This is a genomic window from Micromonospora sp. NPDC007271 (genome assembly GCF_040634005.1).
In the GTDB taxonomy this organism is placed as follows: domain Bacteria; phylum Actinomycetota; class Actinomycetes; order Mycobacteriales; family Micromonosporaceae; genus Micromonospora.
Genome location: NZ_JBEYER010000002.1, coordinates 120,334 through 144,475, shown reverse-complemented (window position 1 = coordinate 144,475; position 24,142 = coordinate 120,334). Strand labels below are relative to the sequence as shown.

24 protein-coding genes are annotated in these 24,142 nt (G+C 73.5%); 6 read left to right on the top strand and 18 right to left on the bottom strand.

Annotated features, from left to right (window positions below):
• Positions 1-109: 109 nt before the first annotated feature.
• From ABZ570_RS01725 to ABZ570_RS01670, 12 genes are all read right to left on the bottom strand, one after another.
• Positions 110-898, bottom strand: a complete 789-nt coding sequence (locus ABZ570_RS01725; RefSeq protein WP_358055641.1) for an ABC transporter permease — start codon at positions 896-898, stop codon at positions 110-112.
• The gene (locus ABZ570_RS01720; RefSeq protein WP_358055639.1) at positions 895-1,857 is read right to left on the bottom strand and encodes an ATP-binding cassette domain-containing protein; all 963 of its coding nucleotides are present in this window, start codon (positions 1,855-1,857) and stop codon (positions 895-897) included. The genes ABZ570_RS01725 and ABZ570_RS01720 overlap by 4 nt, the downstream gene beginning before the upstream one ends.
• Before the next feature lie 11 nt (positions 1,858-1,868).
• Positions 1,869-2,891 carry a 2,3-diaminopropionate biosynthesis protein SbnB gene (gene sbnB / locus ABZ570_RS01715; protein WP_358055636.1) on the bottom strand — a complete coding sequence of 341 codons (1,023 nt, stop codon included), beginning with the start codon at positions 2,889-2,891 and terminating at the stop codon, positions 1,869-1,871.
• 16 nt (positions 2,892-2,907) lie between these two features.
• A complete protein-coding gene (gene sbnA, locus ABZ570_RS01710) occupies positions 2,908-3,897 on the bottom strand; it encodes a 2,3-diaminopropionate biosynthesis protein SbnA (RefSeq protein WP_358055633.1) in 990 nt (329 codons plus the stop codon).
• A 369-nt stretch (positions 3,898-4,266) separates the two neighbouring features.
• The gene (locus tag ABZ570_RS01705) at positions 4,267-5,211 is read right to left on the bottom strand and encodes a beta-ketoacyl-ACP synthase III (protein WP_358055631.1); all 945 of its coding nucleotides are present in this window, start codon (positions 5,209-5,211) and stop codon (positions 4,267-4,269) included.
• A 21-nt stretch (positions 5,212-5,232) separates the two neighbouring features.
• Positions 5,233-5,952 (bottom strand): DsbA family protein, encoded by a 720-nt coding sequence (locus tag ABZ570_RS01700; RefSeq protein WP_358055628.1) that lies wholly within the window; start codon positions 5,950-5,952, stop codon positions 5,233-5,235.
• Complete coding sequence (locus tag ABZ570_RS01695; RefSeq protein WP_358055626.1) at positions 5,949-6,851, bottom strand: thioesterase; 903 nt, start codon at positions 6,849-6,851, stop codon at positions 5,949-5,951. The genes ABZ570_RS01700 and ABZ570_RS01695 overlap by 4 nt, the downstream gene beginning before the upstream one ends.
• Positions 6,848-7,660, bottom strand: a complete 813-nt coding sequence (locus ABZ570_RS01690) for an alpha/beta hydrolase (RefSeq protein WP_358055624.1) — start codon at positions 7,658-7,660, stop codon at positions 6,848-6,850. The genes ABZ570_RS01695 and ABZ570_RS01690 overlap by 4 nt, the downstream gene beginning before the upstream one ends.
• A complete protein-coding gene (locus ABZ570_RS01685; RefSeq protein ID WP_358055622.1) occupies positions 7,657-8,586 on the bottom strand; it encodes a beta-ketoacyl synthase N-terminal-like domain-containing protein in 930 nt (309 codons plus the stop codon). Before ABZ570_RS01685 ends, ABZ570_RS01690 begins: the two co-directional genes overlap by 4 nt.
• Complete coding sequence (locus ABZ570_RS01680) at positions 8,576-9,703, bottom strand: beta-ketoacyl synthase N-terminal-like domain-containing protein (RefSeq protein ID WP_358055620.1); 1,128 nt, start codon at positions 9,701-9,703, stop codon at positions 8,576-8,578. The genes ABZ570_RS01685 and ABZ570_RS01680 overlap by 11 nt, the downstream gene beginning before the upstream one ends.
• Positions 9,681-10,802 (bottom strand): beta-ketoacyl synthase N-terminal-like domain-containing protein, encoded by a 1,122-nt coding sequence (locus ABZ570_RS01675; RefSeq protein WP_358055618.1) that lies wholly within the window; start codon positions 10,800-10,802, stop codon positions 9,681-9,683. Before ABZ570_RS01675 ends, ABZ570_RS01680 begins: the two co-directional genes overlap by 23 nt.
• The gene (locus ABZ570_RS01670) at positions 10,799-12,007 is read right to left on the bottom strand and encodes a beta-ketoacyl-[acyl-carrier-protein] synthase family protein (RefSeq protein ID WP_358055616.1); all 1,209 of its coding nucleotides are present in this window, start codon (positions 12,005-12,007) and stop codon (positions 10,799-10,801) included. The genes ABZ570_RS01675 and ABZ570_RS01670 overlap by 4 nt, the downstream gene beginning before the upstream one ends.
• A gap of 280 nt (positions 12,008-12,287) precedes the next feature.
• Here ABZ570_RS01670 and ABZ570_RS01665 point away from each other — a divergent pair, with 280 nt between their 5' ends.
• From ABZ570_RS01665 to ABZ570_RS01655, 3 genes are all read left to right on the top strand, one after another.
• On the top strand, positions 12,288-12,857 hold the full coding sequence (locus ABZ570_RS01665) for a DUF3995 domain-containing protein (RefSeq protein WP_358055613.1): 570 nt from the start codon (positions 12,288-12,290) through the stop codon (positions 12,855-12,857).
• A 266-nt stretch (positions 12,858-13,123) separates the two neighbouring features.
• The gene (locus ABZ570_RS01660) at positions 13,124-14,032 is read left to right on the top strand and encodes a histidine kinase (RefSeq protein ID WP_358055610.1); all 909 of its coding nucleotides are present in this window, start codon (positions 13,124-13,126) and stop codon (positions 14,030-14,032) included.
• Positions 14,029-14,709 (top strand): response regulator transcription factor, encoded by a 681-nt coding sequence (locus ABZ570_RS01655; RefSeq protein ID WP_358055608.1) that lies wholly within the window; start codon positions 14,029-14,031, stop codon positions 14,707-14,709. Before ABZ570_RS01660 ends, ABZ570_RS01655 begins: the two co-directional genes overlap by 4 nt.
• Positions 14,710-14,835: 126 nt before the next feature.
• On the opposite strand, the gene ABZ570_RS01650 is transcribed toward ABZ570_RS01655, so the two are convergent.
• The 4 genes from ABZ570_RS01650 to ABZ570_RS01635 all read right to left on the bottom strand — a co-directional run bounded on the left by ABZ570_RS01650 (position 14,836) and on the right by ABZ570_RS01635 (position 18,506).
• Positions 14,836-15,618 (bottom strand): AfsR/SARP family transcriptional regulator, encoded by a 783-nt coding sequence (locus ABZ570_RS01650; RefSeq protein WP_358055606.1) that lies wholly within the window; start codon positions 15,616-15,618, stop codon positions 14,836-14,838.
• Positions 15,619-15,836: 218 nt separating this feature from the next.
• A complete protein-coding gene (locus tag ABZ570_RS01645; RefSeq protein WP_358055604.1) occupies positions 15,837-16,349 on the bottom strand; it encodes a hypothetical protein in 513 nt (170 codons plus the stop codon).
• Positions 16,350-16,608: 259 nt separating this feature from the next.
• Entirely contained in the window at positions 16,609-17,439 is an 831-nt protein-coding gene (locus ABZ570_RS01640; RefSeq protein ID WP_358055602.1) for a hypothetical protein, read from the bottom strand.
• A 104-nt stretch (positions 17,440-17,543) separates the two neighbouring features.
• On the bottom strand, positions 17,544-18,506 hold the full coding sequence (locus ABZ570_RS01635) for an FAD-dependent oxidoreductase (protein ID WP_358055600.1): 963 nt from the start codon (positions 18,504-18,506) through the stop codon (positions 17,544-17,546).
• A 107-nt stretch (positions 18,507-18,613) separates the two neighbouring features.
• Between ABZ570_RS01635 and ABZ570_RS01630 the strand changes: the two genes are divergently transcribed.
• Positions 18,614-19,516 (top strand): LysR substrate-binding domain-containing protein, encoded by a 903-nt coding sequence (locus tag ABZ570_RS01630; protein WP_358055598.1) that lies wholly within the window; start codon positions 18,614-18,616, stop codon positions 19,514-19,516.
• On the opposite strand, the gene ABZ570_RS01625 is transcribed toward ABZ570_RS01630, so the two are convergent.
• Both ABZ570_RS01625 and ABZ570_RS01620 read right to left on the bottom strand, forming a co-directional pair.
• Complete coding sequence (locus ABZ570_RS01625; protein WP_358055596.1) at positions 19,513-20,208, bottom strand: response regulator transcription factor; 696 nt, start codon at positions 20,206-20,208, stop codon at positions 19,513-19,515. The genes ABZ570_RS01630 and ABZ570_RS01625 overlap by 4 nt on opposite strands.
• Positions 20,205-21,446 carry a sensor histidine kinase gene (locus ABZ570_RS01620; RefSeq protein WP_358055594.1) on the bottom strand — a complete coding sequence of 414 codons (1,242 nt, stop codon included), beginning with the start codon at positions 21,444-21,446 and terminating at the stop codon, positions 20,205-20,207. Before ABZ570_RS01620 ends, ABZ570_RS01625 begins: the two co-directional genes overlap by 4 nt.
• A gap of 200 nt (positions 21,447-21,646) precedes the next feature.
• On the opposite strand from ABZ570_RS01620, the gene ABZ570_RS01615 reads away from it, so the two are divergent.
• Together ABZ570_RS01615 and ABZ570_RS01610 are read left to right on the top strand one after the other, a co-directional pair.
• On the top strand, positions 21,647-22,108 hold the full coding sequence (locus ABZ570_RS01615; RefSeq protein WP_358055592.1) for a DUF6220 domain-containing protein: 462 nt from the start codon (positions 21,647-21,649) through the stop codon (positions 22,106-22,108).
• A complete protein-coding gene (locus tag ABZ570_RS01610; protein ID WP_358055590.1) occupies positions 22,105-24,099 on the top strand; it encodes a multicopper oxidase family protein in 1,995 nt (664 codons plus the stop codon). The genes ABZ570_RS01615 and ABZ570_RS01610 overlap by 4 nt, the downstream gene beginning before the upstream one ends.
• Positions 24,100-24,142 lie beyond the last annotated feature (43 nt).

Below are 24,142 nucleotides of genomic sequence, written 5' to 3'. Positions count from 1 at the left end.
CGGACGGGTCCGCGGGCGGCTGGCCGCGCGGTGGTGACCGGAGGGTTCACCGTCCGGCCGCCCGGCCCCTCCGGGGGGACGGGGCAAGGCGGCCGGCGGATCGGAGGAGTCAGCGCCCCCGGGCGGCGGCCCGGTAGGCGTGGGTGGCCAGCGCCGCGCTGACCACCAGCAGGACGCAGATCAGCAGCAGCGAGGCGGCGACCGGGTGCCGCATCGGCAGGGCGTCGCCGGCCGAGCCCGGGTTGCCGAACAGCTCCCGGCAGGCGGCGACGACGGCGGACAGCGGGTTCCACTCGCACACCGCCCGCAGCCAGCTGGGCAGCCCGTGCAGCGGGATGAACGCGTTGGACAGGAACGTCATCGGCATGACGACGAGGAACGCCACGGCGCTGACCGCCTCGGCAGAGCGCAACCGCAGCCCGAGCAGGACCCCGAGCCAGGAGGCGGCGAAGCCGAGCAGCAGCAGCAGCCCGAAGCCGGCGAGCACCTGCGCCGGACCGGAGTGCGTCCGCCAGCCCATCGCGAAGCCCACCACCGCCATGGCGACGCAGGCGACCACCACCCGGGTGAGGTCGGCCACGGTCCGGGCCAGCGGTACGGCGAGCCCGGCGATCGGCAGCGAGCGGAACCGGTCGTCGATGCCGTTGCCGAGGTCGTCGACCACGCCGAGCGCGGTGTGCTGCAGGTTGGTGAGCATCATCTGGGCGAAGATGCCGGCCATCAGGAACTCCCGATAGCCGCCGCCCCGGACCTCGATGACGCTGCCGAAGAGGTAACCGAAGATCACCACGTACGCGACCGGCATCACGGTCACGCCGAGCAGCCGCATCGGCACCCGGGAGAGGTGACGCAGGTGGCGGCCCACCAGGGCCGAGGTCTCGACGGCGAGGGTGGTCATGCCGCTGCCTCCGGCTTCTCGGCGGTGCTCCGCCCGGTGAGGGAGAGGAAGACGTCGTCCAGGGTCGGCGCGCAGCTGGCGAACGACTCGACGTCGATGCCGGCGCCGTCGAGCGCGCTCGCCACGGCCGCGATTCCGGCCAGCCCGTCGGTCAACGGCAGCCGCAGGCTCGCCACGTCGTCGTCGAGCACCGGTTGCTGCGCGGTGACGGCGGCGAGGGCGGCCACGGCCGCGGACCGCTGCCCGCCGTCCCGCAGCCGGATCTGCAGCTGCTCGTCACCGACCTTGCGCTTCAGCTCGTCGGGGGTGCCCTCGGCGATCACCTTCCCGCCGTCGAGGACGAGGATCCGGTCCGCGAGCTGGTCGGCCTCCTCCAGGTACTGCGTGGTGAGCAGCACCGTGGTGCCGTTGGCCACCTGCTCGCGGACCATCGTCCACAGGGTCCGGCGGTTGGTGAGGTCCAGCCCGGTGGTGGGCTCGTCGAGCACCAGCACCGGCGGGTCGGCGACCAGGCTCGCGGCCAGGTCGAGCCGGCGCCGCATGCCACCGGAGTAGGTGCGGGCGGCCCGGCCGGCGGCGTCGGTGAGCTGGAACCGCTCCAGCAGCTCGTCGGCCCGGGCGCGGGCCGCCCGGCGGCCGAGGTGGTGCAGGACGCCGATCAGGACGAGGTTCTCCCGGCCGGTCAGCAGCTCGTCCACGGCCGCGTACTGGCCGGTGAGGCCGACCCGCCGGCGCACCTCACGCGGTTCCCGGACCACGTCGTGCCCGCAGACCCGGGCGGTGCCGCCGTCCGGCGCGAGCAGCGTCGACAGGATCCGCACCATGGTGGTCTTGCCGGCCCCGTTCGGGCCGAGCAGGCCGAGCACGGTGCCGGCCGGCACGGCGAGGTCCACCCCGCCCAGCGCGGTGTGGGTGCCGTAGCTCTTGCGCAGCCCTTCGGCCTCGATCGTCAGCTCCACGTGACACCCCCTCAGTTCGCCAGCGGGAAGAAGTCGGCGATCGGCCGGCCGCCGCCGTCGGCGCGTACCCGGTCGAAGGCCCACGCCCCGACGGCGAGGTCGAGCACCCCGAGGCCGAAGGGCGCGAAGATCGCGGCCCGGTCGGGGTCTCGGCGGATCCGGCCGCGCAGCACGTCGGCGAGGGTGCCGGCGACGAAGTCGCGGTGCCCGACCCGCTGTTCGGCCAGGTGCAGCGAGGTCCGTTCGCGGACCGCGTGGTCGACGTCGTCGGTGACGTTCTGGGCGGCGAGCACGATCTCCGGCGACAGGTCGCGCAGGGACAGGTGCAGCACCACCGGGCGGTGGGCGAACAGGGCCGGGTCGTGCAGGTGCGGCTCGCCGGCCACGGTGGCGAGCACCACGAGGTCGGCGGCGCAGGCGTCGGCGGCCTCGGGGACCACCTTGACCGCGCCCACCCCGTCGGCCTGCACGGTGGCGGCGAACCGGTCGGCCGCGGCCGGGTCGAGGTCGAACAGCCGGTACTCGCCGATCTCCCAGTCCAGGTCGCGCAGGAACCGGCGGACGTGCTCGGCGATCAGGCCGGTGCCGATGAAGCCGACGCTGCCGACCCGCCGGCCGCCGACCAACTCCTCCGCCCCCAGCACGGCGGACGCCGCGGTCCGGGTCGCGGAGATCAGCGAGGACTCCAGGCAGGCGTACGGGTAGCCGGTGGCCAGGTCGTTGAGCAGCAGCACGGCCGAGGCGCGCGGGATGCCGTGCGCGGTGTTGCCGGGGAAGCTGGCGATCCACTTGATGCCGGCCACCTCGAAGTCGCCGCCCAGGTAGGCGGGCAGGGCGATGATCCGGTCCCGGGGCAGCTGCGGGAAGCGCAGGAAGCTGCTGTGCGGCAGCGCGGTGGCCGCCTCGTCGTGGGTGAGGTAGCAGCGGCGTACGGCGTCCAGGCAGGCGGCCCGGTCGGCCTCGATGGCCGCGGCCACCTCGGCCGCGGTCACCACCGTGAACGGCCGGACGGTCGGTCGGTGCGTCTCGGTCATGCTGTTTCAGGTCCTCTCACACCAGCGCCACGGACTGGCCGCGGTCGCGTTGGGCGACGAACCGGGCGACCCACTCCGGGTCGTACACGGTGTCGGCGTAACCGGTGCCTCGGTCGGCACACAGGAAGGCGACCGTCGGGCGGGGTCCCCGGTGGTCGGCGAAGTACCGCTCGATCGCGCTGTAGACGCTGCCGGTCGACCCGCCGGCGTACAGTCCGTGCCGCTCGAACAGCTCGTGGCAGCCGCGTACGGCGTCCACCTCGGGCACGATCACCACGTCGTCGATGCCGGCCTTGCCGACCAGCGGCGGCACGATGCTGGAGCCGAGCCCGGGCAGGCGCCGCTTGGCCGGCGGGCCGCCGAAGACGACCGAGCCCTCGGCGTCGACCGCGACCACCCAGGCGTCCGGGCGGAGCCGCTTGAGCCGGGTGGACAGCCCGGCGATGGTGCCGCCGGTGCTCACCCCGACGAACAGGTAGTCGATGGTGGGCAGGTCCGCGCAGAGTTCGGCACCGGTGAGCAGGTCGTGCGCCTCCAGGGCGTCCGGGTTGGCGTACTGGTTGGGCCAGTAGACCGAGGGCAGTTCCGCCCGCAGCTCCTCGACCCGGCTCAGCCGGGTGGAGAGGTAGCCACCCGTCGCGTCCGGCTCGGTGACCTTCTCCACCCGGTCGCACAGCCGGCGCAGGTACGCCTCGGTGCTGGCGTTGACGTTCGGGTCGATCACCGGGACGAAGGTCAGCCCGACCCAGCGGCAGAACGAGGCGAGCGAGATGGCGAAGTTCCCCGACGAGGACTCCACGATGGTGGTCCGCTCGGTGATGTCGCCGCGCTCGACCGCGCGCTTCAGGATCCAGAAGGCCGAGCGGTCCTTGGAGCTGCCGTTCGGGTTGACGTACTCCAACTTGGCGAACAGGTTCAGCCGGTCGTGCCGCAGCTGCACCAACGGGGTACGCGGCATCGCCCGCCCCACCATGGCCAGGCTGGCCAGCAGGGCTTCACGGCTCACGGCTATCACTTCCGCACTGGAACATCTCTCTCGTACTCCCCGTTCCTGTTCGAAGGAGGCCCGGCGGCTCGTGTCAGGCGACGCGGCGGGCGCATGGGAACGCCCGCTCACGGTCGGTCACCCGGCTCGGGGTGGGCTCGGATCGGGGTCGGGGACGGCTAGCAACCCGCTCGAGCCGCGCGTCGCCGTCGAGCCGCGGTCGATCGTGGTTCGAGGACGCCGGACAGCTGGTTCCCCTGCAACATCAACGGCCGCCACGAGCAGCCCCCCTCCCCCCTCCCGCGATCTTGCAGTTGCGGCCCCCGCAAACCGGGCTGAAAGCCGTATCTTGGCGACCGGAAGTGCAAGATCGCGGGAAGGTCAGGCGCCTCAAGGGCAGCGGATCACCTGACCGGCGTAGGTCAGGCCGCCGCCGAAGCCGAGCAGCAGGACGGGGGCGCCGCTGGGCACCTCGCGGCGCTCCACCAGCTTGGCCAGGGCGATCGGGGTGCTCGCGGACGAGGTGTTGCCGGACGAGACGATGTCCCGGGCGACCACGGCCTGCTCGATGCCGAGATCCCGGGCGACCGCGTTGATGATGCGCAGGTTCGCCTGGTGCGGCACGAACCCGGCCAACTCCCCCGGCTTGATGCCGGCGCGCAGGCAGGCCTCCTCGGCGATCGGCGCGAGCGCGGTGGTGGCCCAGTGGAACACGGTCTGGCCGTCCTGCTCGATGCGCGCCGACCGGCCCTCGATCCGGATCGCCGGACCGCGTTGCGCGGACCCGCCCCACACCACCGGGCCGACCCCCGGCTCGTCGTCACCGACCAGCACCGCGGCCCCGGCACCGTCGCCGAAGAGGATGCAGGTGCTGCGGTCCTGCCAGTCGATGAAGTCGGTGAGCCGTTCCGCCCCGATCACCAGCGCCGTGCCGGCGGCACCGGCACGGATGGCGTGGTCGGCGGTGGCGAGCGCGTAGGAGAAGCCGGAGCAGGCGGTGTTGATGTCGTACGCGGCCTGCCCCGCCATCTCCAGGTTCGCGGCGACCCGGCTCGCCACGTTGGGCACCCGGTCGACGGAGGTGCAGGTGGCGACCACCACCAGGTCCACGTCGGCGGGCTGCACGCCGGCCGCGCCGAGCGCCTTGCCGGCCGCCGAGGTCGCCATGTCCGCCACCGACTGGTCCTCCGCGACGTGCCGCTGCTGGATGCCGACCCGACTGCGGATCCACGCGTCGTCGGTGTCGACCAGTTGGGAGAGCTGCTCGTTGGTGAGTACCCGGGGCGGTTGGTAGTACCCGAGCCCGGCGATGCGGGAACCCTGCCAGGTGCGCACTGTCGTCTCCTTCCTGCCCGGTCAGCCGCAGCCGCCGGTCTCGTCGTGGTCGAACGAGCCCACCGTCGCCAGCGCCGCCACCGGCAGGCTCTCCAGCAGGTCGGTCGACCCGACCGCCGGGCCGGCGCCGCGCAGCGCCCGCACCGCCGCCTCGACATCGGCGACCCGGTCCACGCCCCAGTAGCGCTGCCGGTCGACGATGAACAGCGGGATGCCGAACACCTCGTCGTGATGTGCGCTGACCAACGCCGCCACGCCCAGGTCCCGGATCCGGTCGTCGTCGACGGCGGCCATCAGCTCCGCGCCGGGCAGCCCCGCCGCGTCGCAGGCGGCGCGCAGCACCGCCGGGTCGCTGATGTTCTCGCCCCGATCCCAACGGACCTCGGTGACGACCCGGTAGAACTGCCGTTCGCAGCCCAGTTCGCGGGCGCGCAGCCAGCCCAGCGCGGACGGCTCCCACCAGGGCGCGACGTCCACGGGCCAGACCAGGCGGTAGCCGAAGCCGGCGGCGAGCCGCTTGGTGTCGTGCAGGATGTACAGGTGCTTGGCCTTGCTCATCACGGTGTAGTGGAAGTCCGCGCCGTGCGCGTCGAGGCCGGCCCGGGTCCGGGCGTCGGGGTCCCAGAACGGTACGTACTCGAACATGTCCGCGAAGTCCGGCACGCGCTCCTCGAGCTGCCGCAGCGCCATCCAGCTGAACGGGCTCTGGAACGAGAAGTACACCCGGGGCCGGCCGGTCACGACCCGCTCCACAGCAGCGCGGCCTGCGTCTGCGCGTCCATCACGGCGACCTGGCCGGCGTCCGGGCCGCTGGCCACCCCGTACCCGTGGGTGATCGAGCCGGTGGCGGTGTGCACGATCCGCCCGTCGCGAACCACGTAGCAGTCCATCCGGCCGCTGAACATGACGTCCTTGACGATGTCGTCGACGGTGAAGACCGTGTGCAGCTCCTCCTCCAGGTACGCGTCGGCGAGCAGCCGCACCTGCGACCGGGTCACGGCCGGGATCCAGTTGCGCTCGGTCAGCATCCGCCGGATCGAGATGCCCCGGTCGGCGAGGTACCGGTGCACCACCTCCTCCAGGTCCCGCACGTAGCCGGAGTGCTGCATGCGGTCCGAGAACTGGCAGTGCGGGTACGGGATCGTCTCGCTCCACCGGAAGCCCGGCCGGAAGGCGGCGGGCGACTCGGCCGGCGGGCGCAGGGCGGCGATGCCGGGCACCACCCGGCCGGCCAGGGCCGCGGGCAGGTCGCCGGTGACCCCGGTCGGCGCGACGAACGCGACCCGGACCTTGCCCTTGAGCACCGGCACCGGCTGCCCGTGCCGTTCGACGGTCAGCGTGACGGCGAAGGTGTCCTCGACGCCGTTGCCGCCCGGCGCGGGCGTGGCCTCGGCGTACACCTCGTCGTCGACGAAGACCGGGCCGGGCAGCCGCGCCGAGTGTTCCACGATGGACAGCTGGACGCCGTTGCCGTGGAACAGGTCGCCGGGGCCGGCCCCCCGGTCCCGGTAGTACTGCAGCACCGCGTCCTCGGCCAGGTACACGAACTGTTTGAAGCCGACCCAGGTGCCGATGTTGGCACCCTCGTACCGCGGCCGGCCGCGGTACGTGCTCGGGTGGGCGTCGAGGGCAACGGTCATGCGGCAACCTCCAGGGTCGGACCGGTCGGCGACGGTGCCGGCACGACTCGGTCGAGGAACTCGGCACACTCGGCGGCCACCTCGGTCGCCTGTGTGATGTGACAGAAGTGGCCGTGGTGCGGATGGATGCGGGTCTCCACCGCCGGCATCACGGCGAGCGAGCTGGCCCGCACTCCGGCCAGCCGCTGGTCACTCCGGCCGGCCAGGACGAGGGTCGGGGTGCCGACCCGTCCCAGCGCGGGCCGCGGCGTGGCGAGCAGCCGCTCGAGCACCACCTCGGCGGCGCCGTCCGGCACCCGCGCGACGGCCTTGTCGACCATCGCGGCGAGCACGTCGTCGGCGACGTGGGTGGCGCGCGGGCCGAGCCGGGCCCGCAGCCCGTCGGCCACCACCTCCCGGATCGCCGCCCGGGTACGGGCGATCAGCACCGGGTGCGGGGCCTGCTCCTCGGGGCGGACCAGCGGCGCGATCAGCACGGCCGCGCGGACCGGGGGCTCCGGCCGGGTGGCCAGGTGGTCCAGGACGGCGTTGGCGCCGAAGGAGTGGCCGACGAGGATGTCGACGGGTTCCGGCACGGCCGCCAGGGCCTGCCGCAGCCACCGGGCGGGCAACGCACCGTCCCGCAGGGACCGGCCCGGGTCACCGCTCCACGGCGCGTCCACGGCGTACCACCGGTAGCCGGCGCCGAGCCGGGTGGCCAACTCCTGCCAGGTGGAGCCGTTGTCGGCCAGGCCGTGCACCGCCGCGACCACCCGCCCGCGCCCGGGAGCCGGGGCGGCGTCGGGCGTGGCGAGCAACCGCCAGGTCATGTCCCGGCCCCGTCCCGGTAGAGCCGGGCGGTGGCGAATCCGTCGCCGGCCGAGCCGCAGGTGAGCATCGCCTCGGCCGCCTCGTCGACGCCGGCCGGCCGGGTGGCCGGGTCGGTCAGCCACCGGGTGGCCAGCGCGGCCTGCAACACGCCGGTCGCGCCGTAGCCGGCACCGACCAGGGCGGCCACGTCGTCGTCCGCCGGGCCGAACCCGGTGCCGCAGGCCAGCCGGACGGTCCGGGGCCCGCCCGCCGGGATCGGCTCCGGCGCGCGGTGCCGGCGTACCGAGTGCAACCGGACCCCGCCGGGCCGCTCGGCCGGGGCGAGCACCACGCAGGCGGCGATCCCCTGGGGCGGGCCCGGCGGCAGGCCGGCGGCGGCACGCAGCGAGGTCGCGGTCTCGTCGGCCGGCTCGGCCCCCACCACGACGACGCGCGGTGCCCGGCCGCTGCGCACCAGCAGGGCGCCGAGCCGTAGCGCGTCGAGGCCACCGGTCGCCCCGGAGCAGACCATCAGGTTGGGGCCGGTGAAGCCGTACCGGATGGCGATGCTGCTGGCGATGATGTTGCTGGAGGCGTTCGGCGCCTGCATCGGGCTCACCCCGCGCAGGCCACCGGCGCGGACCTGGTCGACGATGTCGCAGACGGTGGCGACGTTGCCGAGGTTGGAGCTGACCACCACGGCCGTGCCGGCGGCCCCGGGCACCGGCGCGGCCGGCCGGCCCGGTGGCAGGCCGAGGGCCCGGTGTACGGCACACATCGCGATCCGCACCGCCGGCTCCTTGAACAGCAGCCCCTTGCGGCCGAGCAGGGTGTGCGCCTCGTCGGGGCCGCAGTCCGGCTCGGTCGCCGAGGCGATCAGCCGCTCCGGGGCGATCCCCGGCACGTGTACCGCCGCGGCCTCGACCGCCACCCGGTCACCGCTCACGCCGCACCTCCACCAGGCAGACGGCGTTCACGCCGCCGAATCCGAACGCGTTGACCTGGGCCACCCGGGCGTCGGTGTCGACCGGCTCGCCGACCACCAGGTTCAGCGGGGCGGCCTCGGCGATCGGCGTGCGCAGCCCGACCACCGGCGGCACCTGGCCGTGGCGCAGTGCCTCGACGGCGACGAGCAGGCTCATCAGCCCGGCGCTGCCGGAGGTGTGCCCGACCGCGCCCTTGATCCCGGTGACCAGCGGTCCGGGCTCGGCGTCGGCGAAGAGCCCGGCCAGCACGCCGGCCTCGGTCGGGTCGTTCAGCGCGGTGCCGGTGCCGTGCGCCAGCACCAGGCCGACGTCGGCCGGGCGCAGGCCGGCCCGCCGGTAGGCGTCGGTCATCGCGGCCCGCAGGCCGTCCGGGTCGGGCGCCGTCTCGTGGTACGCGTCGCACGACATGCCCACCCCGCGCAGCCGTACCGCGGCGCCGGTCTCGGGGGCCCGCTGCACCACGACGGCCACCGCGCCGTCGCCGAGCAGCACGCCCCTGCGGTCGGCGTCGAAGGGGCGTACCGCGTCGCTGGACTCGTCCCCGACCCGCCCGATCATGGCGAGCATGCTCTCCGTCATCGCGTCCGCGCCACAGGCCAGCACCGCGTCCGCCTCGTCCAGCTCGATCAGGTCGGCGGCCAGGGCGAGCGCGTGCGAGGAGGCCGAGCAGGCGTTGGAGACGGTGACCACCTCCTCGACGCCGGGCAGCGCGGCGCGGACGGCGGCGCCGAAGTGCAGTGCGCCCAGGTCCGCCGGCTGCCCGTCGGCCCGCCACCGCTCGACGGCGCGCAGCTCGCGCAGGCCGGTGCCGACGATCGCGACGACGCGCTGCCGGGCGCAGTCGAGTCCCGCTTCCCGGGCCGCCGCCGTCACGCACTCGGTCAGCCAGGCGCTGGCCCGGTACGGCCGTTCCGGGCCGGTCGCGTCGACGTGGTACCCGTAGCGGACGTTGACCCCCTCCGGGGCGACGTACCGCAGCGGCTGCCGCCCGGATTCCCCGGCGAGCAACGCCTGGTACGTCTCGGCGGTGTCGCCGAGGCTGGTGCGCATGGCGCTACCGGTGATCGCGAGCGGCACGCCCGTTCCCCTTCAGCACGGCGGCGCCGACGGAACCGTCGGCGGTGCTGGCGACGATCAGTGAGCGGCAGTCGTGGTGCCCCGGCTCGCCCCGGTGGTGGGCCAGCACGGCGGCGACCTGGAGCGCCCCGGCGGCGGTCGGGCAGTTGCCGGCGAGGTCGGCGATGGCCACCCGGCTGGCGTCCGGGCCGACGGTCGCGTCGAGCGCTTCCTCCTCGACGGCGGCCCCGGAGGTGACCACGGTGGCGAGGTCCTCGGGGGCGACGCCGGCCTGGTGCAGCACCCGCCGGATCCGGTCGGCGAGCGCGGTGGCGAGGTGGCTGCGCCCGCCGGTGTGGCCGAGGTCGACGGCGAGGATCTCGGCGACCGGTTCCCGGCCGGCGGCGCGCATGGCGGCGGCGTCCTCGACCAGGAAGATCGCACCGCCCTCGCCGCCGGCGGTCGTCGCCGACGAGCCGGCCGCGTGCTCGGCCCACGCCATCTGCGGGGTGTACTCCTCCATCGCGCCGACCAGCAGCGCCTCCGCCCGGCCGCGGCCCAGCACGGTCATCGCGTAGCGCAGGGCGGCCAGGGTGGCCATCCCGCCGCCGGCGAGCGTCGCGTTCACCCCGCGCAGCCCGTGCCGGATGGCCGCCTGGCCGGCCGCGCAGTTGAGCACGGTGTTGGGGAAGAGGATCGGGTTGACCAGGTAGGGCTTCTCCTGCACCAGCGTGTCGCGGCTGTAGTCACTGGTCGACTGGAGGCTGCCGACTCCGGTGCCGAGCACCACGCCGATCCGGTCCCGGTTGTCGTCGCTGACGACGAGGTCGCTGTCGGCCAGCGCCTGCCCGCAGGCCAGCACCGCGAAGGCGGTCCGCCGGTCGAGGAAGCTGGTGCCCTTGCGGCCCAGGTGGTCGCGGGCCCGGAACCCGGCCAGGGCGTACGCCCGGGGGTCCGGGACCGGTTCGTCGGTCAGTTCCGCCGCGTCGATCGTGCCGTCCCGCCCGGTACGCAGCCCGGCGGTGAACTCGTCGGCGCCCAGTCCGTACGGGGAGAGCACTCCCCAGCCGGAGACGCCGAGCACGAAGGTGTCGGTACGCGATTCGGTGGTCACGGTCATGAGAGCCGTCCAAGGATGGTGATGGCGTTGTTGCCGCCGAAGGCGAACCCGTTGACCTGGACGATGCGGGGCTGCTCGGGCCGCGCCTCGTTCGGCACGACGTCCAGGCCGGGCATCGCCGGGTCGGTGGTCACGTGGTTGATGGTCGGCGCGAGGAAGCCGGCGGAGATGGCCAGCGCGCCGGCCAGGGCGCTGAACCCGCTCGCCGCGCCCATGGTGTGGCCGAGCATGGACTTGACCGAGCTCATCGGCGGCATCCGGTCGCCGAAGACCTCGCGCACCGCCTCGTACTCGGCGGTGTCGTTGGCGGGGGTGGCGGTGCCGTGGGCGCAGATGAAGTCGACCTCGTCGGGCTTGATGCCGGCGTCCCGGTGGGCCAGCCGCATGCAGCGGGCGACGCTCGTCGCGTCCGGAGCGGTCGGGTGCTTGGCGTCGCAGGTGAGCCCGTAGCCGAGCACCTCGCAGTAGACGCGGGCGCCGCGGGCCCGGGCCGAGTCCAGGCTCTCCAGGAACAGCGCGACGCCCCCCTCGGCGGTGATCACCCCCGCACGGTCCTGGTCGAAGGGCGCGCACCGCTCGGCGGCGAGCGCGCCCAGCCGGTAGAAGCCGGCGTGCGCCCAGCGGCACACCGAGTCGGCGCCGCCGACCATCATGTAGTCCTGCTGTCCGGTGGCGATGGCGTCGAAGGCGTACCCGAGGGCGTAGTTGCTCGCCGAGCAGGCGGTCGAGACGGTCAGCGTGGTGCCGGTCAGCCCGAGTTCGCGGCTCACCGCCTCGGCGACCCGGCCCGCGGGCAGCTGGCGGGCCAACCGCTGCGGCGTGTCCGGGTAGCCGTGGGCCAGCCAGTGCTCGGTGAGCCGCTCCACCACCTGCGACTCGCCGCTGGTCGTACCCATGCAGACGCCGAACCGGTCGGACCGGTCCGGTACGTCGGTGGCCTGCGCGTCGGCGAGCGCCAGCCGGGCCGCCGCGGCGGCGAAGAGGCTGCTCCGGCCCCATTCCGCCGGGTCCAGCCGGGTGACCATGCGGTGCGGCTCGAAGTCGTGCACCTCGCCGGCCCGGTCGGTGAGGAAGCCGGTGGTGTCGAAGCTGGCGATCGGCGTGATCCCGCTGCGCCCGGCGCGCAGTGCCGTCGTGAAGGCGTCGATACCGGTGCCGATGCTCGACACCGGCCCGAGCCCGGTTACCACAACCCGTCGGTTCATCACCCAGGAGTCCTTCGTGAGTCCTTGGGCCGCGCCCGGGGGCGAGCGCCGCGCGCCGCCCCGTCGTCCGCAGCGTGGTCGGGTTCCCACGGTCGAGCCACCGCCTTGTGGCGGCCTCGCGGCGGCCTCGACGTCGCCTCGAACGGCCGGGCGTCGAGTGAAGGTAGAGGCCGTTTCGAGGGCGGCGGAGGAGCCTGCCAGGGTGCCGGCGCGCACAACCGGACCGATGCCCACCGATATCATCTCGCTGACCGACGAACCCGACGAAACGGGAGGACCGTTGACCCCCAGTACCGCAGCGAGCACCGAGGGCCGGCGCGGCGGCCCGGCCGCCTCGGCGGGGCGGGCAGGTGTCCGCCCGGGCACCTGGGCCGGATACGGCGCCTGCGTCTGGTCGCTGTTGTTCGCCGCGCTCAGCTTCTACTGGGCGGCCGGCGGCCTGGTCGGTGCGGGCACCATCGGCCCGGCGGTCGAGGGCCCGGCGCTGGCCCGGGAGCCCGCGTTCGTGGCCGTGCTGTGGGCCACCGCGGTGCTCAAGCTGATCGCCGCGCTGCTCGCCCTCGCGCTGGTCCGTCAGATTCCGCGCTGGGCGCCGCGCTGGCTGCTGCTGCTCGCCGGCTGGGGCGCCGCCGGCCTGCTCTCGCTCTACGCCCTGGCCAACCTGGCCCAACACCTGCTGATCGTGGCCGGGGTGGTCGAGGTTCCCGCCGGGCTGGGCAGGGCGGCCCTGCCGTGGCACCTGCTGCTGTGGGATCCGATCTGGCTCGCCGGCGGGCTGTTGTTCACCCTCGCGGCTATCCGTTACTCGCGGCTCACCTCACGAACGGCACAGCACAAATTGATGAACTAGTTCGATCGTATGGCAGAGGATCTTGCAGACTTGCCCCCTAGCAATGGAAACTTGCCCCTCGGGGGGAAGGTCCGGCGAAGGGTAAGAGACCAATGGATCCAAGCGCGCTCGCCACGGGAATCGCTATCGCGAGCGCGTTCCGGGCCCGGCACGACACAGTTCTGGACACTTTCCGTAAGCGCCTGATGGGGATTTGCGGCCCGCAGGGCCTGGAAGAAACGCTACTCAACCAGGCATTGAACCAGGCCCGGCAGGTTTTGGCCGATGTGACCGAGAGTATCCAAACTGGACGGACCCAGGTCAACGAGACGGCGATCGCCCTCGTCTGGCAGGGCGCGGCGGCGGTCGAGGGCAACCCGCACCCGGTCGACTCGATGCGGGCCGCGACCGAGCTGTTCGAGTCGGTGCTCGACGCGGTGATCGATACCGCGGCCGGGCACCCGGACGCCACCTGCATCATCCGCACGGCCACCCAGGCCCTGCAGCGCAGCGTGATGACCCGGATCCGCTGGTCCTCCGAGGCGTACGTCGCGTTCCTGCTCGACCGCGTCCAGGAGGCCCAGCTCGCCGAGCGGCGCCGGATCGCCCGCGAGTTGCACGACCGGGTCGGCGGATCGGCCAGCGTCGTCAACCGCAACCTCGAACTGGCCCGGACGTACGCGGAGACGGACCCCGACCGGTGCCAGGGCAAGATGGACGTCGCCTACCTGGCCAGCGTGCACACCCTGGAGGCGGTGCGGGGCGTGGCCGCCGATCTGCGGCTGGAGTCCAAGTTCGACAACCTGGAGCAGGCCCTGCGCGGCTTTCTCGACGTCATGGGCGAGGGCAACGCGACGGTCGAACTCGCGGTCAGCGGGGATGAGGCGTGGGTTCCCCCCGAGGTGCTGGCCGAGGTCTTCCTGGTGGTGCGGGAGGCGCTGCGCAACGCCTTTTGCCACTCGTGGGCGACCACCATACTGAGCCACGTGGACATCGCACCGCACGAGATACGGGCCTGGGTCAGCGACGACGGTGTGGGCTTCGACCCGGAGAGCGGCGGGTGCGACGGCGGCACCGGACTCGCCTCGATGCGGGAACGCGTCGAACTGCTCGGCGGCAAGCTGATGCTGCACAGCGCGCCGGGGCACGGCACCATGGTCGAGGCGTTCATCCCGCTGGCCGGGGCCGCGAAATGACGGCGTCCGGCGGGCCGGCCACGCCGACCAGGATCCTGCTCGTCGACGACCACGCGCTGTTCCGGCACGGTCTTCGCGAGTTGCTGTCGATGGAGCCGGACCTGACGGTGATCGGCGAGGCGAGCACCGGCGCCGAGGCGGTGGCGTTCGTCGCCGCGCACCGGCCGGACGTGATGTTGCTCGACGTGGGCATCCCCGGTGACCACGCCGCCACCACCATCGCCCGGACCCTCGCGGCGGCACCGGCCACCCGCATCGTCATCCTGAGCATGTTCGACGAACCGTCGGTGGTGAAGGAACTGCTCGGCGCCGGCGCACGCGCGTACCTGCTGAAGAGCGTGACCCGGGACGATCTCGTGGCGACACTGCGCAGTGTGCGGACCGACGCCGACCGGATCATGTTGTCCATCTCGCGGGAGAGTTTCGAACAGGTCAGCGACACCGGCACCCGGATCCTGTCCGATCGCGAGGTGGAGATCGTCGGCCTGGTGGCACAGGCGTACAGCAACTCGCAGATCGCCCGCCGGCTGGACATCACCGAGGGCACCGTCAAGCGGCACCTGCGCAACGTGTTCACCAAGCTGGGGGCGGTGTCCCGGATCGACGCGGTGAACAAGGCCATCGCGATGAACCTGATCAGCCCGGAGAAGCCACCGGCGCCGCGCCTGCGCGGGTGACCAGGTCGGGCACCGTCCGATCGTGGGGCACCGCTCCACCGCGGCGCGACCCTGCCGACCCGGTCAGGCCGGCGCCCCCGCTCCTTCCGGTCGGACCGGTCGGGAGTCGGGGGCGGCGGCCCACGGTCAGCCGGCGGCCACGAGCAGGCGGGCCGGGGTGCCGTTGAGCACCTGCCGCTGGAGTTCCTGCAGCTCCGGCGTCGGTTCCAGGCCCAGCTCGTCGGAGAGGGTCTGCCGGAGGTTCCGGTACGCGTGCAGCGCCTCGGCCCGCCGGCCGCACCGGTTCAGGGCAGTGATCAGCTGGGCGTGGAACCATTCGTTGAACGGGTGCGCCGCGACCAGGCCGCGCAGTTCGGTGATCAGCTCGCGGTAGCGGCCCAGTCGGGCGTCCGCCTCGATGCGCAGTTCCAGCGCCCGCATGCGCAGCTCGGTGAGGTGCGTGACGTCGGCGGCCATCGAGTCCTCGACGTGGACGTCGGCGAGCACGGGCCCCCGCCACAGGGAGAGGGCCTGGCGCAGTCGCTGCGCGGCCTCGGCCGCCCGCCCGCCGTCCAGCAGCGCGCCGCCCTCCTCGCAGAGGCGGGCGAAGACGGTCGCGTCGAGCTGTTCCTCGCCGAGCGAGAGCAGGTACCCGGTCGGTCGGGTGATCAGAAGCTGGTCGGCGGAGCCGGCGACGCCCATCCGCTCGAACAGCGCCCGGAGCTGGTAGACGTAGGTCTGGGTGGTGGTCGCGGCGCTCCGCGGTGGCCGATCGCCCCACAGCCAGTCGAAAATGGCGTCCTGGCTCACCGTCTGATTGGCACGGAGCAGGAGGAGCGCGAGGACCGCGCGGACCTTCGGCGCGGTCGGGGTGCGGTCGACGCCGTGCTGCCGCACTTCCAGGCTGCCGAGGATGTTGAAGCGGAGCATTTTTTACCCTCTTCTTCTCTATGCATGTGGCATAGACGCTAGCCATCAGCGGGCCAGCCTCAAGACCTGTGCAACGAAGGAGAGCAGCCATCCAGACCCATCGGACTTCATCGATACCACTTTAGTGGTACGCCGCTGCGCCCCACGGCGCGCACCAGGGAGACATCGAATATGCCGACGTGAATGCCAAAAACGTCGTCACCTGGGCCCGACGTCGTTCATTCCGTCTGGGCGGTGGCCTCGGCCAACTGCTTGATGGTGAGCAGCTGCTTGCGGCCCATCAGCGCGTCACCGACCGCCAGCGCGGCCCGCCGCGCCTGCTCGAAGACGGTCGTGGCGCCGACGTCGAGCCGCCCGACCAGCCGGGTACCGGCAGCGCACGGCGTCACCCGGTAGGTCACCGCCACCTCGCCGTAGCTGCGCCGGTGCCGCTGCGCGATCAACCCGGTGAGATGCTCGTCGCGCACGAACTCGACCACCTCGAAGATGAGGAACTTCTGGCCGATCGCCAGGTCCTCGGCGCCCGGGGTCAGGGTTCGAGGGCTGCGCCGCCCCAGGTTGTCGACCAGGTCGTAGCTGTACGGCGCGACCTTGAGTTGACACAGCCACCGATACACCACCGGCACCGGCGCCGCCACGTCCACGGCCCGGACGAACGAACGGAACGGCACGGTCAGATGACGGCCACAGGGATAGTCGGCCGCCACCTCCTCCGGCGTGGCGTTCCACACCCGAGGATCCCACCGCTGAAGTGTCTCTCGCAGCACCGCTGACCGCCTCTGCTCCACCGGCCGGGCCGCGCCCTGGCCGGACGTTGATCCGCACGCGGGCTTCTGCCCACCACCGACCTGACCAGGGACGGGTCGAGGCGACGTCGACGAGCGGTCGAGGTCGACCGGGTCGACGTCGCCGAGCAGCACCTCCGCGTGCCGGCCGCCGGCTCGGGCCCGATGATCGCCGCGCCGGGCCCACGCCCGCGGCGGTCGGCGGTCAACGCCGCCACGGCAGCCAGGAGCGCCTGTCGGGAACCGCGTGGTCGGCCGCTGCCGGGACCGGCAGCGAACCGACCAGGAACACCGTCCCCGCGATGACGTTCCCCGGCCGCGGCAACTCCCGGACGTCGCCCGCCGACAGGCAGACGTCGGCCTCGAACCCGACGGTACGCACGCGGGCGGCGACGAACCGCTGCCCGGTCGCGGTGACCGTCAGCGGTCGCGCGCCGAGCACCGTGCCGTTGAGCCGCGCGTACGCCTGCGCCTGCGCGGGCTCGCCGAAGACGCCGTACGAGATGAACGACTCGGCGGCCATCCGTGGCGGCCACGGCCAGCCCTCCGCCACGACGTGCGCGGGCGGCTCGCCGGGGTCGTCCGCGTCGCCGACTCGGCTCGCGTCCGACGCGTCGAACGCCTCGGCGTCGGCGTACACGGTGACGTCGACCCCGAGCGCGACCACACCGGCGGGCCCGCCCACCGTGCCGGTCGCCGCCGGCAGCAACCGCCGCTGCTCCAACTCCACGGCCAGCATGGTGACCTGCTCCCCCTCGTCGTCCACGAGGTCGGCGACGACGACGTCCTCGTTGACGGCGCGGACGTCGGCCAGCCGGGCGCCGGGCGTGCCGGCGTACGACGGCAACAGGTCGACGACCTCGTCCCCCCGTACGCCCAGCACCAGCCGGGCGCCGCTGGGATCCTGCCAGCGCAGCACCGCGATCCCGTCCGCCTCGCCCAGCCGCTCGGCACTCGCCAACGCGAGACTCACCAGCTGTCGCATGCCGGCGCGATCGGCCACGCCGAGGCCGACACAGGCCAGGTTCGAAGTCACCCGATGACCGTAGCCGCCGCGGCCGGGGCGGTCGCCTCATATTCGACGGCCCCGGCGTGCCCTCCCCCGGCGCGCGCTGGCGGCGAGCAGGCGGCGCCGGCCGGTCAGCGGCCCAGGGCGAGATCCGCCACCTCGGCGGCGCACCCCCAGGACAGGGTGACCCCCGCTCCCCCGTGGCCGTACGCGTGCACCAGCCGGCTGCCGGGCGGGCCCGCCGGGTCCGGGTCCACCTCGACCCGGGGGCCACCGTGCCGGGCCGGCCGCAGCCCGATCCGCTCACCGAGCACCGGCGCGTCGGCCAGCTCCGGCACCAGCGCGACGCAGCGGCGCCGGATCGCCGCCGCCGTGTCCGGGTCGGGCGCGGTGTGCCCCACCCCCGGCTGGTACGTGCCGCCGAGCACCACGTCGTGCCGGCGCGGGTGCACGTACGTGATTCCGGCCGGGTCGTTCTCGTCGCGCACGGAGACGGTCAGGCCCGGGTTCGCCACCAGCACCAGATGCCCGCGCACCGGGTGCACGGCCGGGTCGGCGGCGAGCCGGCCGGCGGCCAGCCCCGTCGCGTTGACGACCGTCGGCGCGAGGTCGAACGCGTCGGCGAGCCGCCGCACCCGGCGGCGCAGCACCCGCCCGCCGCCGGCCGCCAGCCGCTCCCGCAGCCAGGCCAGGTACGGCGTCATCTCCACCATCGGCGCGGTGAACCGCAGCAGCGCCGTGTACGGCGGCTCCGCCGGCTCCGCCACCAGGCCCCCGCACGCCTCCGCCCACCACGGCGGGCCGGCGTACGGATGGCGCAGCAGCATCCGGGTCGGCCGCTCGACCACTCCCGGCACCCCGTCCGCCGCCTGGCGGATCAGCTCCGCGTGCGTCTCCCCCGCCCAGCGCAGCACCCGCGGGTCCTGGTCGGTGTGGCTCGGGTACCACACCGCGGCGGCCACCGTGGACACCGTGTCCGCCGGCTCGTCGGCGGCCAGCACGGTCACCCGCGCCCCCCGTTGCTGGAGGGTGACCGCCGCCGTCATCCCGACAACCCCGCCGCCGACCACCACCACGTCCGTCGCTGCCGTCATCGCCCGCTCCCGTCACTCGTGCCGTTGGCCGGATCGTCGTCGTCCCGGCGGGCCGCCGTCCAAGACGGATCGGGCAGCCGGCGATAAGCGGCGCTTATGATGGGTCCATGTCCGACGCGCCGGCCCTGGACGCCTGGTCGGACCTGCGGCGGCTGCGCTACTTCGCGGTGCTCGCCGAGGAACTGCACTTCACCCGGGCCGCCGCCCGGCTGCGCGTCGCCCAGCCCGCGCTCAGCCAGCAGATCCGCGCCCTCGAACGCCAGCTCGGCGTGCCGCTCGTGCACCGCACCAGCCGGGGCTGCACCCTGACCGAGGTGGGGGCGCGGGTCGCCGACGAGGCCGCCCGGCTGCTCGCCGAGGTGGACGCGGGGACCGCCCGCATCCGGGACCTGGTACGCGGGCGGGGCGGCCGGCTCCGGCTGGCGTACACCCGGTCGGCGCGCGGCGGCCGGGTCGATGCCCTGGTCGCCCGGTTCCGGGCCGCCCACCCGGACGTCGAGGTGGTCCCGGAGACGGCCTGGACGGCACCGAACGTGGCCGGCCTGCTGGCCGGCCGGCTCGACGCGGCGTTCGTCCGCCCGCCGATCGACGAGCCGACGCTGGCCTGCCGGACGGTCGACACCGAGGAGCTGGTGCTGGCCCTGCCCACGGGCCACCCCCTCGCCGCCGGCCGCCGGCGGATCAGCCGGGCCGAGGTGGTCGACCTGCCGGCCGTGATGTGGCCGCGCGAGAACGGCCCCGGCATGTTCGACCGGACGATCGCTCAGGTCTGGCCGCGCGGCGGCTTCCGGCTCGTCCGGCAGGAGCCGGACGACGAGCAGCTGCTGCGGGCGGTGGCGCAGGGGGACGTGGTCGCGGCCGTCCCGGCCGGCCGGGCCCGCGCGCTGCGGCTGCGCGGGGTACGGCTGCGCCGGTTCACCGCCCCGACGCCCACCGTGGACGTCGCCCTGGCGTGGCCGCGCGACAGCACGAACCCGGCCCTGCGCCGGTTCCTCGCCCTGCTCGACTAGGGCGCGGTGACCAGTCCGGTCTGGTAGGCGATGACCACCAGTTGCGCGCGGTCGCGCGCACCCAGTTTCGCCATCGCGCGGCTGACATGGGTGCGCGCGGTGGCCGGGCTGAGGAACAACTCGCTGCCGATCTCGTTGTTGCTCAGGCCCTGCCCCACCAGAGCCAGCACTTCGCGCTCGCGCTGGGTCAGCACCGCGAGCCGCTCCTCCGCGGCCTGGGTGGCTGTCCGCTGCGCGGTGAACTGGCCGATGAGGCGTCGGGTGATCCGCGGCGCGAGCAGCGCGTCCCCGGCGGCGACCACCCGGATGGCATGCAGGAGCTCGGCGGGGCCGGCGTCCTTGAGCAGGAAGCCGCTCGCGCCGGCCTGTAACGCCTCGAAGACGTACTCGTCGGTGTCGTAGGTGGTGAGGATGATGACCCGGACCTGCTCCAACCCGCGGGTCTCGGTGATCTGGGTGGTGGCTTGAATCCCGTCCAGCTTTGGCATGCGGATGTCCATGAGGACGACGTCGGGGCGGGTGGCGCGGGCCCGCTCGACGGCTTCGTGTCCGTTGGCGGCTTCGCCCACCACCGTGATGTCGTCCTCGACACCGAGCAGGACCTTGAACCCGGACCGCACGAGCCCCTCGTCGTCGGCGAGCAGCACCTTGATCGGAGCATTGGTTGCCGGTGACCCGGCCGCCGCGTTCACAGGCGCGACCCGGTCGGCGCGAGGGGCAGCCGGGCCCGGACTTCGAACCCTCCGCCCGGAGTCGGCCTGGCCTCGAGTTCGCCGCCCAGCAGCTGGCAACGCTCGCGCATGCCGAGGATCCCGCGGCCGGGCTTGGCCGAGCTGCCGGTGCTGGTCGGATGCTGGGCCGGTAGGTGTGCGTGGGCGAGGTCGCCTGGGGCGCCGCGCCGGCCCTCATCGGTCACCCGGATCTCCAAGGCGTCGACCCCTGGGTGCAGCGCCACGGTCACCCGGGTCGGGCCGACATGGCGGATCACGTTGGTGATCGATTCCTGCAGGATCCGGTAGGCGGCACTCCCCACCGCGCTCGGCACCGGCGCCGGGGACGAGGCCTGCTCAAGGCTGATGTCGAGCCCGGCGTCGCGTGCCTTGGCGGTGAGTTCGTCGATCTGCCCGAGCCCGGGGTACGGCACACGCTTGTCGTCGTCGTCACGGAGCACCCCGAGGATGGCCCGCATCTCCCGCAGCGCCCGAGCGCTGGTCTGCTCGATGGCCTGCAGCGCCTCGCGGGCCACTTCCGGTCTCTTGTCGAGCACGTGCGCGGTGACACCGGATTGGATGTTGATGATCGCTATGGCGTGCGCAACGGTGTCGTGGACCTCGCGTGCGATCCGCAGCCGTTCGGCGTCGACCCGCGCCCGCGCCTCCTCCTCGCGAGTCCGTTCAGCCAGCTCGGCACGGTCCTGAGCTTCGGCTGCGATGACCCGTCGAGACCGGACGGACTCGCCGAGGGCCGCGCTCATGACCGAAGCACCGATCCGGAAGAACACCCAGCCGATGGCGGCGCGTGGCTCGATGTCGGCCGCGGCGACCAGCCACCCGACGGCGAGCACCGTAATGCCCACGCCAGCCAACACCAGCGACCGGCGCCCGTCACCGTACGCGGTGAGGGTGTACAGGGCGACGAAGAGCCCGAGCCAGCCGGGCCCGTCCGGGAAGTCGAGGCTGAAGTACACCAGGCTGGCGAGTGCGGTGGTGACGAACACCGGAACCGGCCACCGGCGGCGGACGGCCACGACCAGGCCACTCACCGCCAGCAGCGCGTATCCGAGGTTTCCGAGGTCGGCGAGCGGACGAGGGGCCCCCTCGATGGCAACCTTGGCGACCGTGCCCTGCACCTGCATCACGGTGATGAAGAGCGCGAGCGTCAGGTCCTGCGCCACCACCCGCGGGGGGAACGACACGGCACGGTGTTCCATGCAGCGATCCTACGGTTCTGCGCACGGGCGACGCTTCGCCCAGACGCGCGACCTGCTACGCCGGCCGGCGTAGCGGGACACGAACGGGCTACGCCGGATTGCGTAGACGCTGCCATCCGCTGTCAGAGGCGACGGTGGCCGCCCCGGCGCGACGATCACCACCATGAGCGATCATCCTCCCCCACCTCTAGGAGCGCGTCATGCGTAAGTTCTTCGCCGGCTTGGCGGCCCTGCAGGGGTTGGCCGTCGTCGCACAGTTCTTCCTGGCTGCCAGCGGTGCGTTCGCCACGGCGCCCAAGGATGAGTCCTTCCAGCCGCACCGCATGCTGGGTTCGGTGATTGTCCTGATCGCGATCCTGGTGACCATCGTCGCCGCGGTGACCCGGATGCCCGGGCGGCTCATCGGGATGAGCGGCCTCGTCGCCGGGCTCGCGATCGTCCAGGTCGTGATCGCGGCGATCGCCGGCGCGTTGAACGACACCGGCGGCAGCACGACCGCAGGCGCGATGGTCTTCGGTCTGCACGCGGTCAACGGTCTCGCCATCGTGGCGGTGGCGGTGAGGATCGTCCGTCAGGCCAGGCAGCTGTCCGCGCCGGCCGAGCCCACCCCCCAGGCCGGCCAGATGTCCAGGCCGGCCGAACCCACCCGACCGGCACCGTGAGTACCGGGCTGCTGATCATCCTGGACCACGTCGTCGCGCTGCTGGGCGTCGCGACGTGGTCCGGGGCCGGCGTCGCACTGGCGCTCCGGCGCGCCCGGCTGGCGCTCGCCGTCGGAGTCGCGGCGGTGCTCGTGACCCTGGCCCGAGTGGTCAGCGTGACGATACTGGCGGGTCGGGGCTGGTGGTTCGTCCAGGAGAAGGTGCTCCTGGGGCTGCCGATGCTGGGAGTCGCCGGGGCCGTCGCCGTGCTGCTCGTCGGCCCGCAACTGCTCGCGGCAAGGCGGGGGCGAGGCGACGGAGCGTCGGTGGGCGGCCTGGTCTCGGTGTTCACCGCGGCCTACGCGGCGCTGGCCGGTCTTGTGGTGACCTTCCTGGTCGGGTACCCGCTCACCGTGAGCACGGCCTTGATCACGATCTCGCTGGTGTCCGCCGGCGCGTTGCTGACCGTGCGAGTGGTCGCACCTGCCGCCGAGGAGACGGCCGATGCGGGCGTCGCGCTGGCGCTGGAGGGACGCCCGATCTCCCGCCGCCGGTTCATCGGCTGGACCGGTGGCGCGGCCGTGGTGACCGCGGCCGGCGCCGGCGCCGGGCTGTCGTTCCTCCCCACCGAGTCGGTGACCGTGGGAGGCGGCCCCGGGCGCGCGTCCCGGGCGGCCGTGTCGGTGGCCGACCTGCGTGGCGCCGGTTCACCGGCGCCGGGTGGCACCGTGCGGCGGCAGGTGCTCACCGCGCAGAAGGCCACCGTACGGCTGGCGTCCGGGCGGGAGCTGGACGCGTGGACCTACAACGGCGAGGTAGCGGGTCCGGCGATCACCGCGACCCAGGGTGACCTGATCGAGGTGCGGTTGCGCAACGCCGACATCGACGACGGGGTGAGCCTGCACTGGCACGGCTACGACGTGCCGTGCGGCGAGGACGGCGTGCCGGGCCTGACCCAGCCGGCCGTGCGACCCGGTGAGGAATTCGTCTACCGCTTCCGCGCCGACCAGGTGGGCACCTACTGGTACCACACCCATTACGCGTCCCATGTCGGCGTACGCAAGGGGCTGTACGGCACTCTCGTCGTGACACCGCGCGACGGGCAGCGAGCCGACGAGCCCGCCACGGCGGAGCAGGTGGATCTGACCCTGCCCGTGCACACCTTCGACGGCATCCTCGTGATCGCCGACAGGGACGGCCGGACCGAGCACCCCGCACCACCCGGCGCACCGGTGCGGCTGCGACTGATCAACACCGACTCCGATCCGCACCGGATCGTCCTCACCGGAACCCCCTTCCGGGTGGCGGCGGTCGACGGCCGGGACCTCAACCAGCCCGGCGAGGTCCGCGACGTCGCGCTGCACCTGCCCGCAGGCGGGCGACGCGACCTGGTGTTCCGCATGCCGGACGCGCCCGTGGCGCTCGTTGTCGACGACGATCGTGACGGCGGACTGCGCCTGCGGCCGCCCGGGGACGCCCCCGCCGAGGCCCGCATCGAGGACACGTCCGGCCTGCCGGAGCTCGACCTGCTGCGGTACGGAGTGCCCGCCGCCGTGCCTTTCGACCCCCGCCGTGCCGACCGGCACTTCACCATGGTCCTCGACCGCGGGGTGGCCATGGTCGACGGTCGACCGGCGTATGCGCAGACCGTCAACGGTCGAGGTCACCCCGCCATCCCCGACCAGCTCGTCGCCGAGGGCGACCTTGTCCAGTTCAACGTCGTCAACCGAAGCCTGGAACCGCACCCCTGGCACCTGCACGGCCATCCGGTGCTGATCCTGTCCAGGAACGGGACGCCGTCGACGGGTAGTCCGCTGTGGGTGGACACGTTCGACGTCCGGCCCGGTGAGACCTGGAAGGTCGCGTTCCGCGCGACGAATCCCGGTGTCTGGATGAACCACTGCCACAACCTGCCCCATGCCGATCAGGGCATGATGCTCCGGCTCCGGTACGACGGCGTCACGACGCCCTTCGGCGGCTCGCACGGCGAAGGCCCGGGCCATGGCCACTGATCCAGCCCGCGCCGCTCGTCAGCCGTCGGCTGCGAGAGCTTGC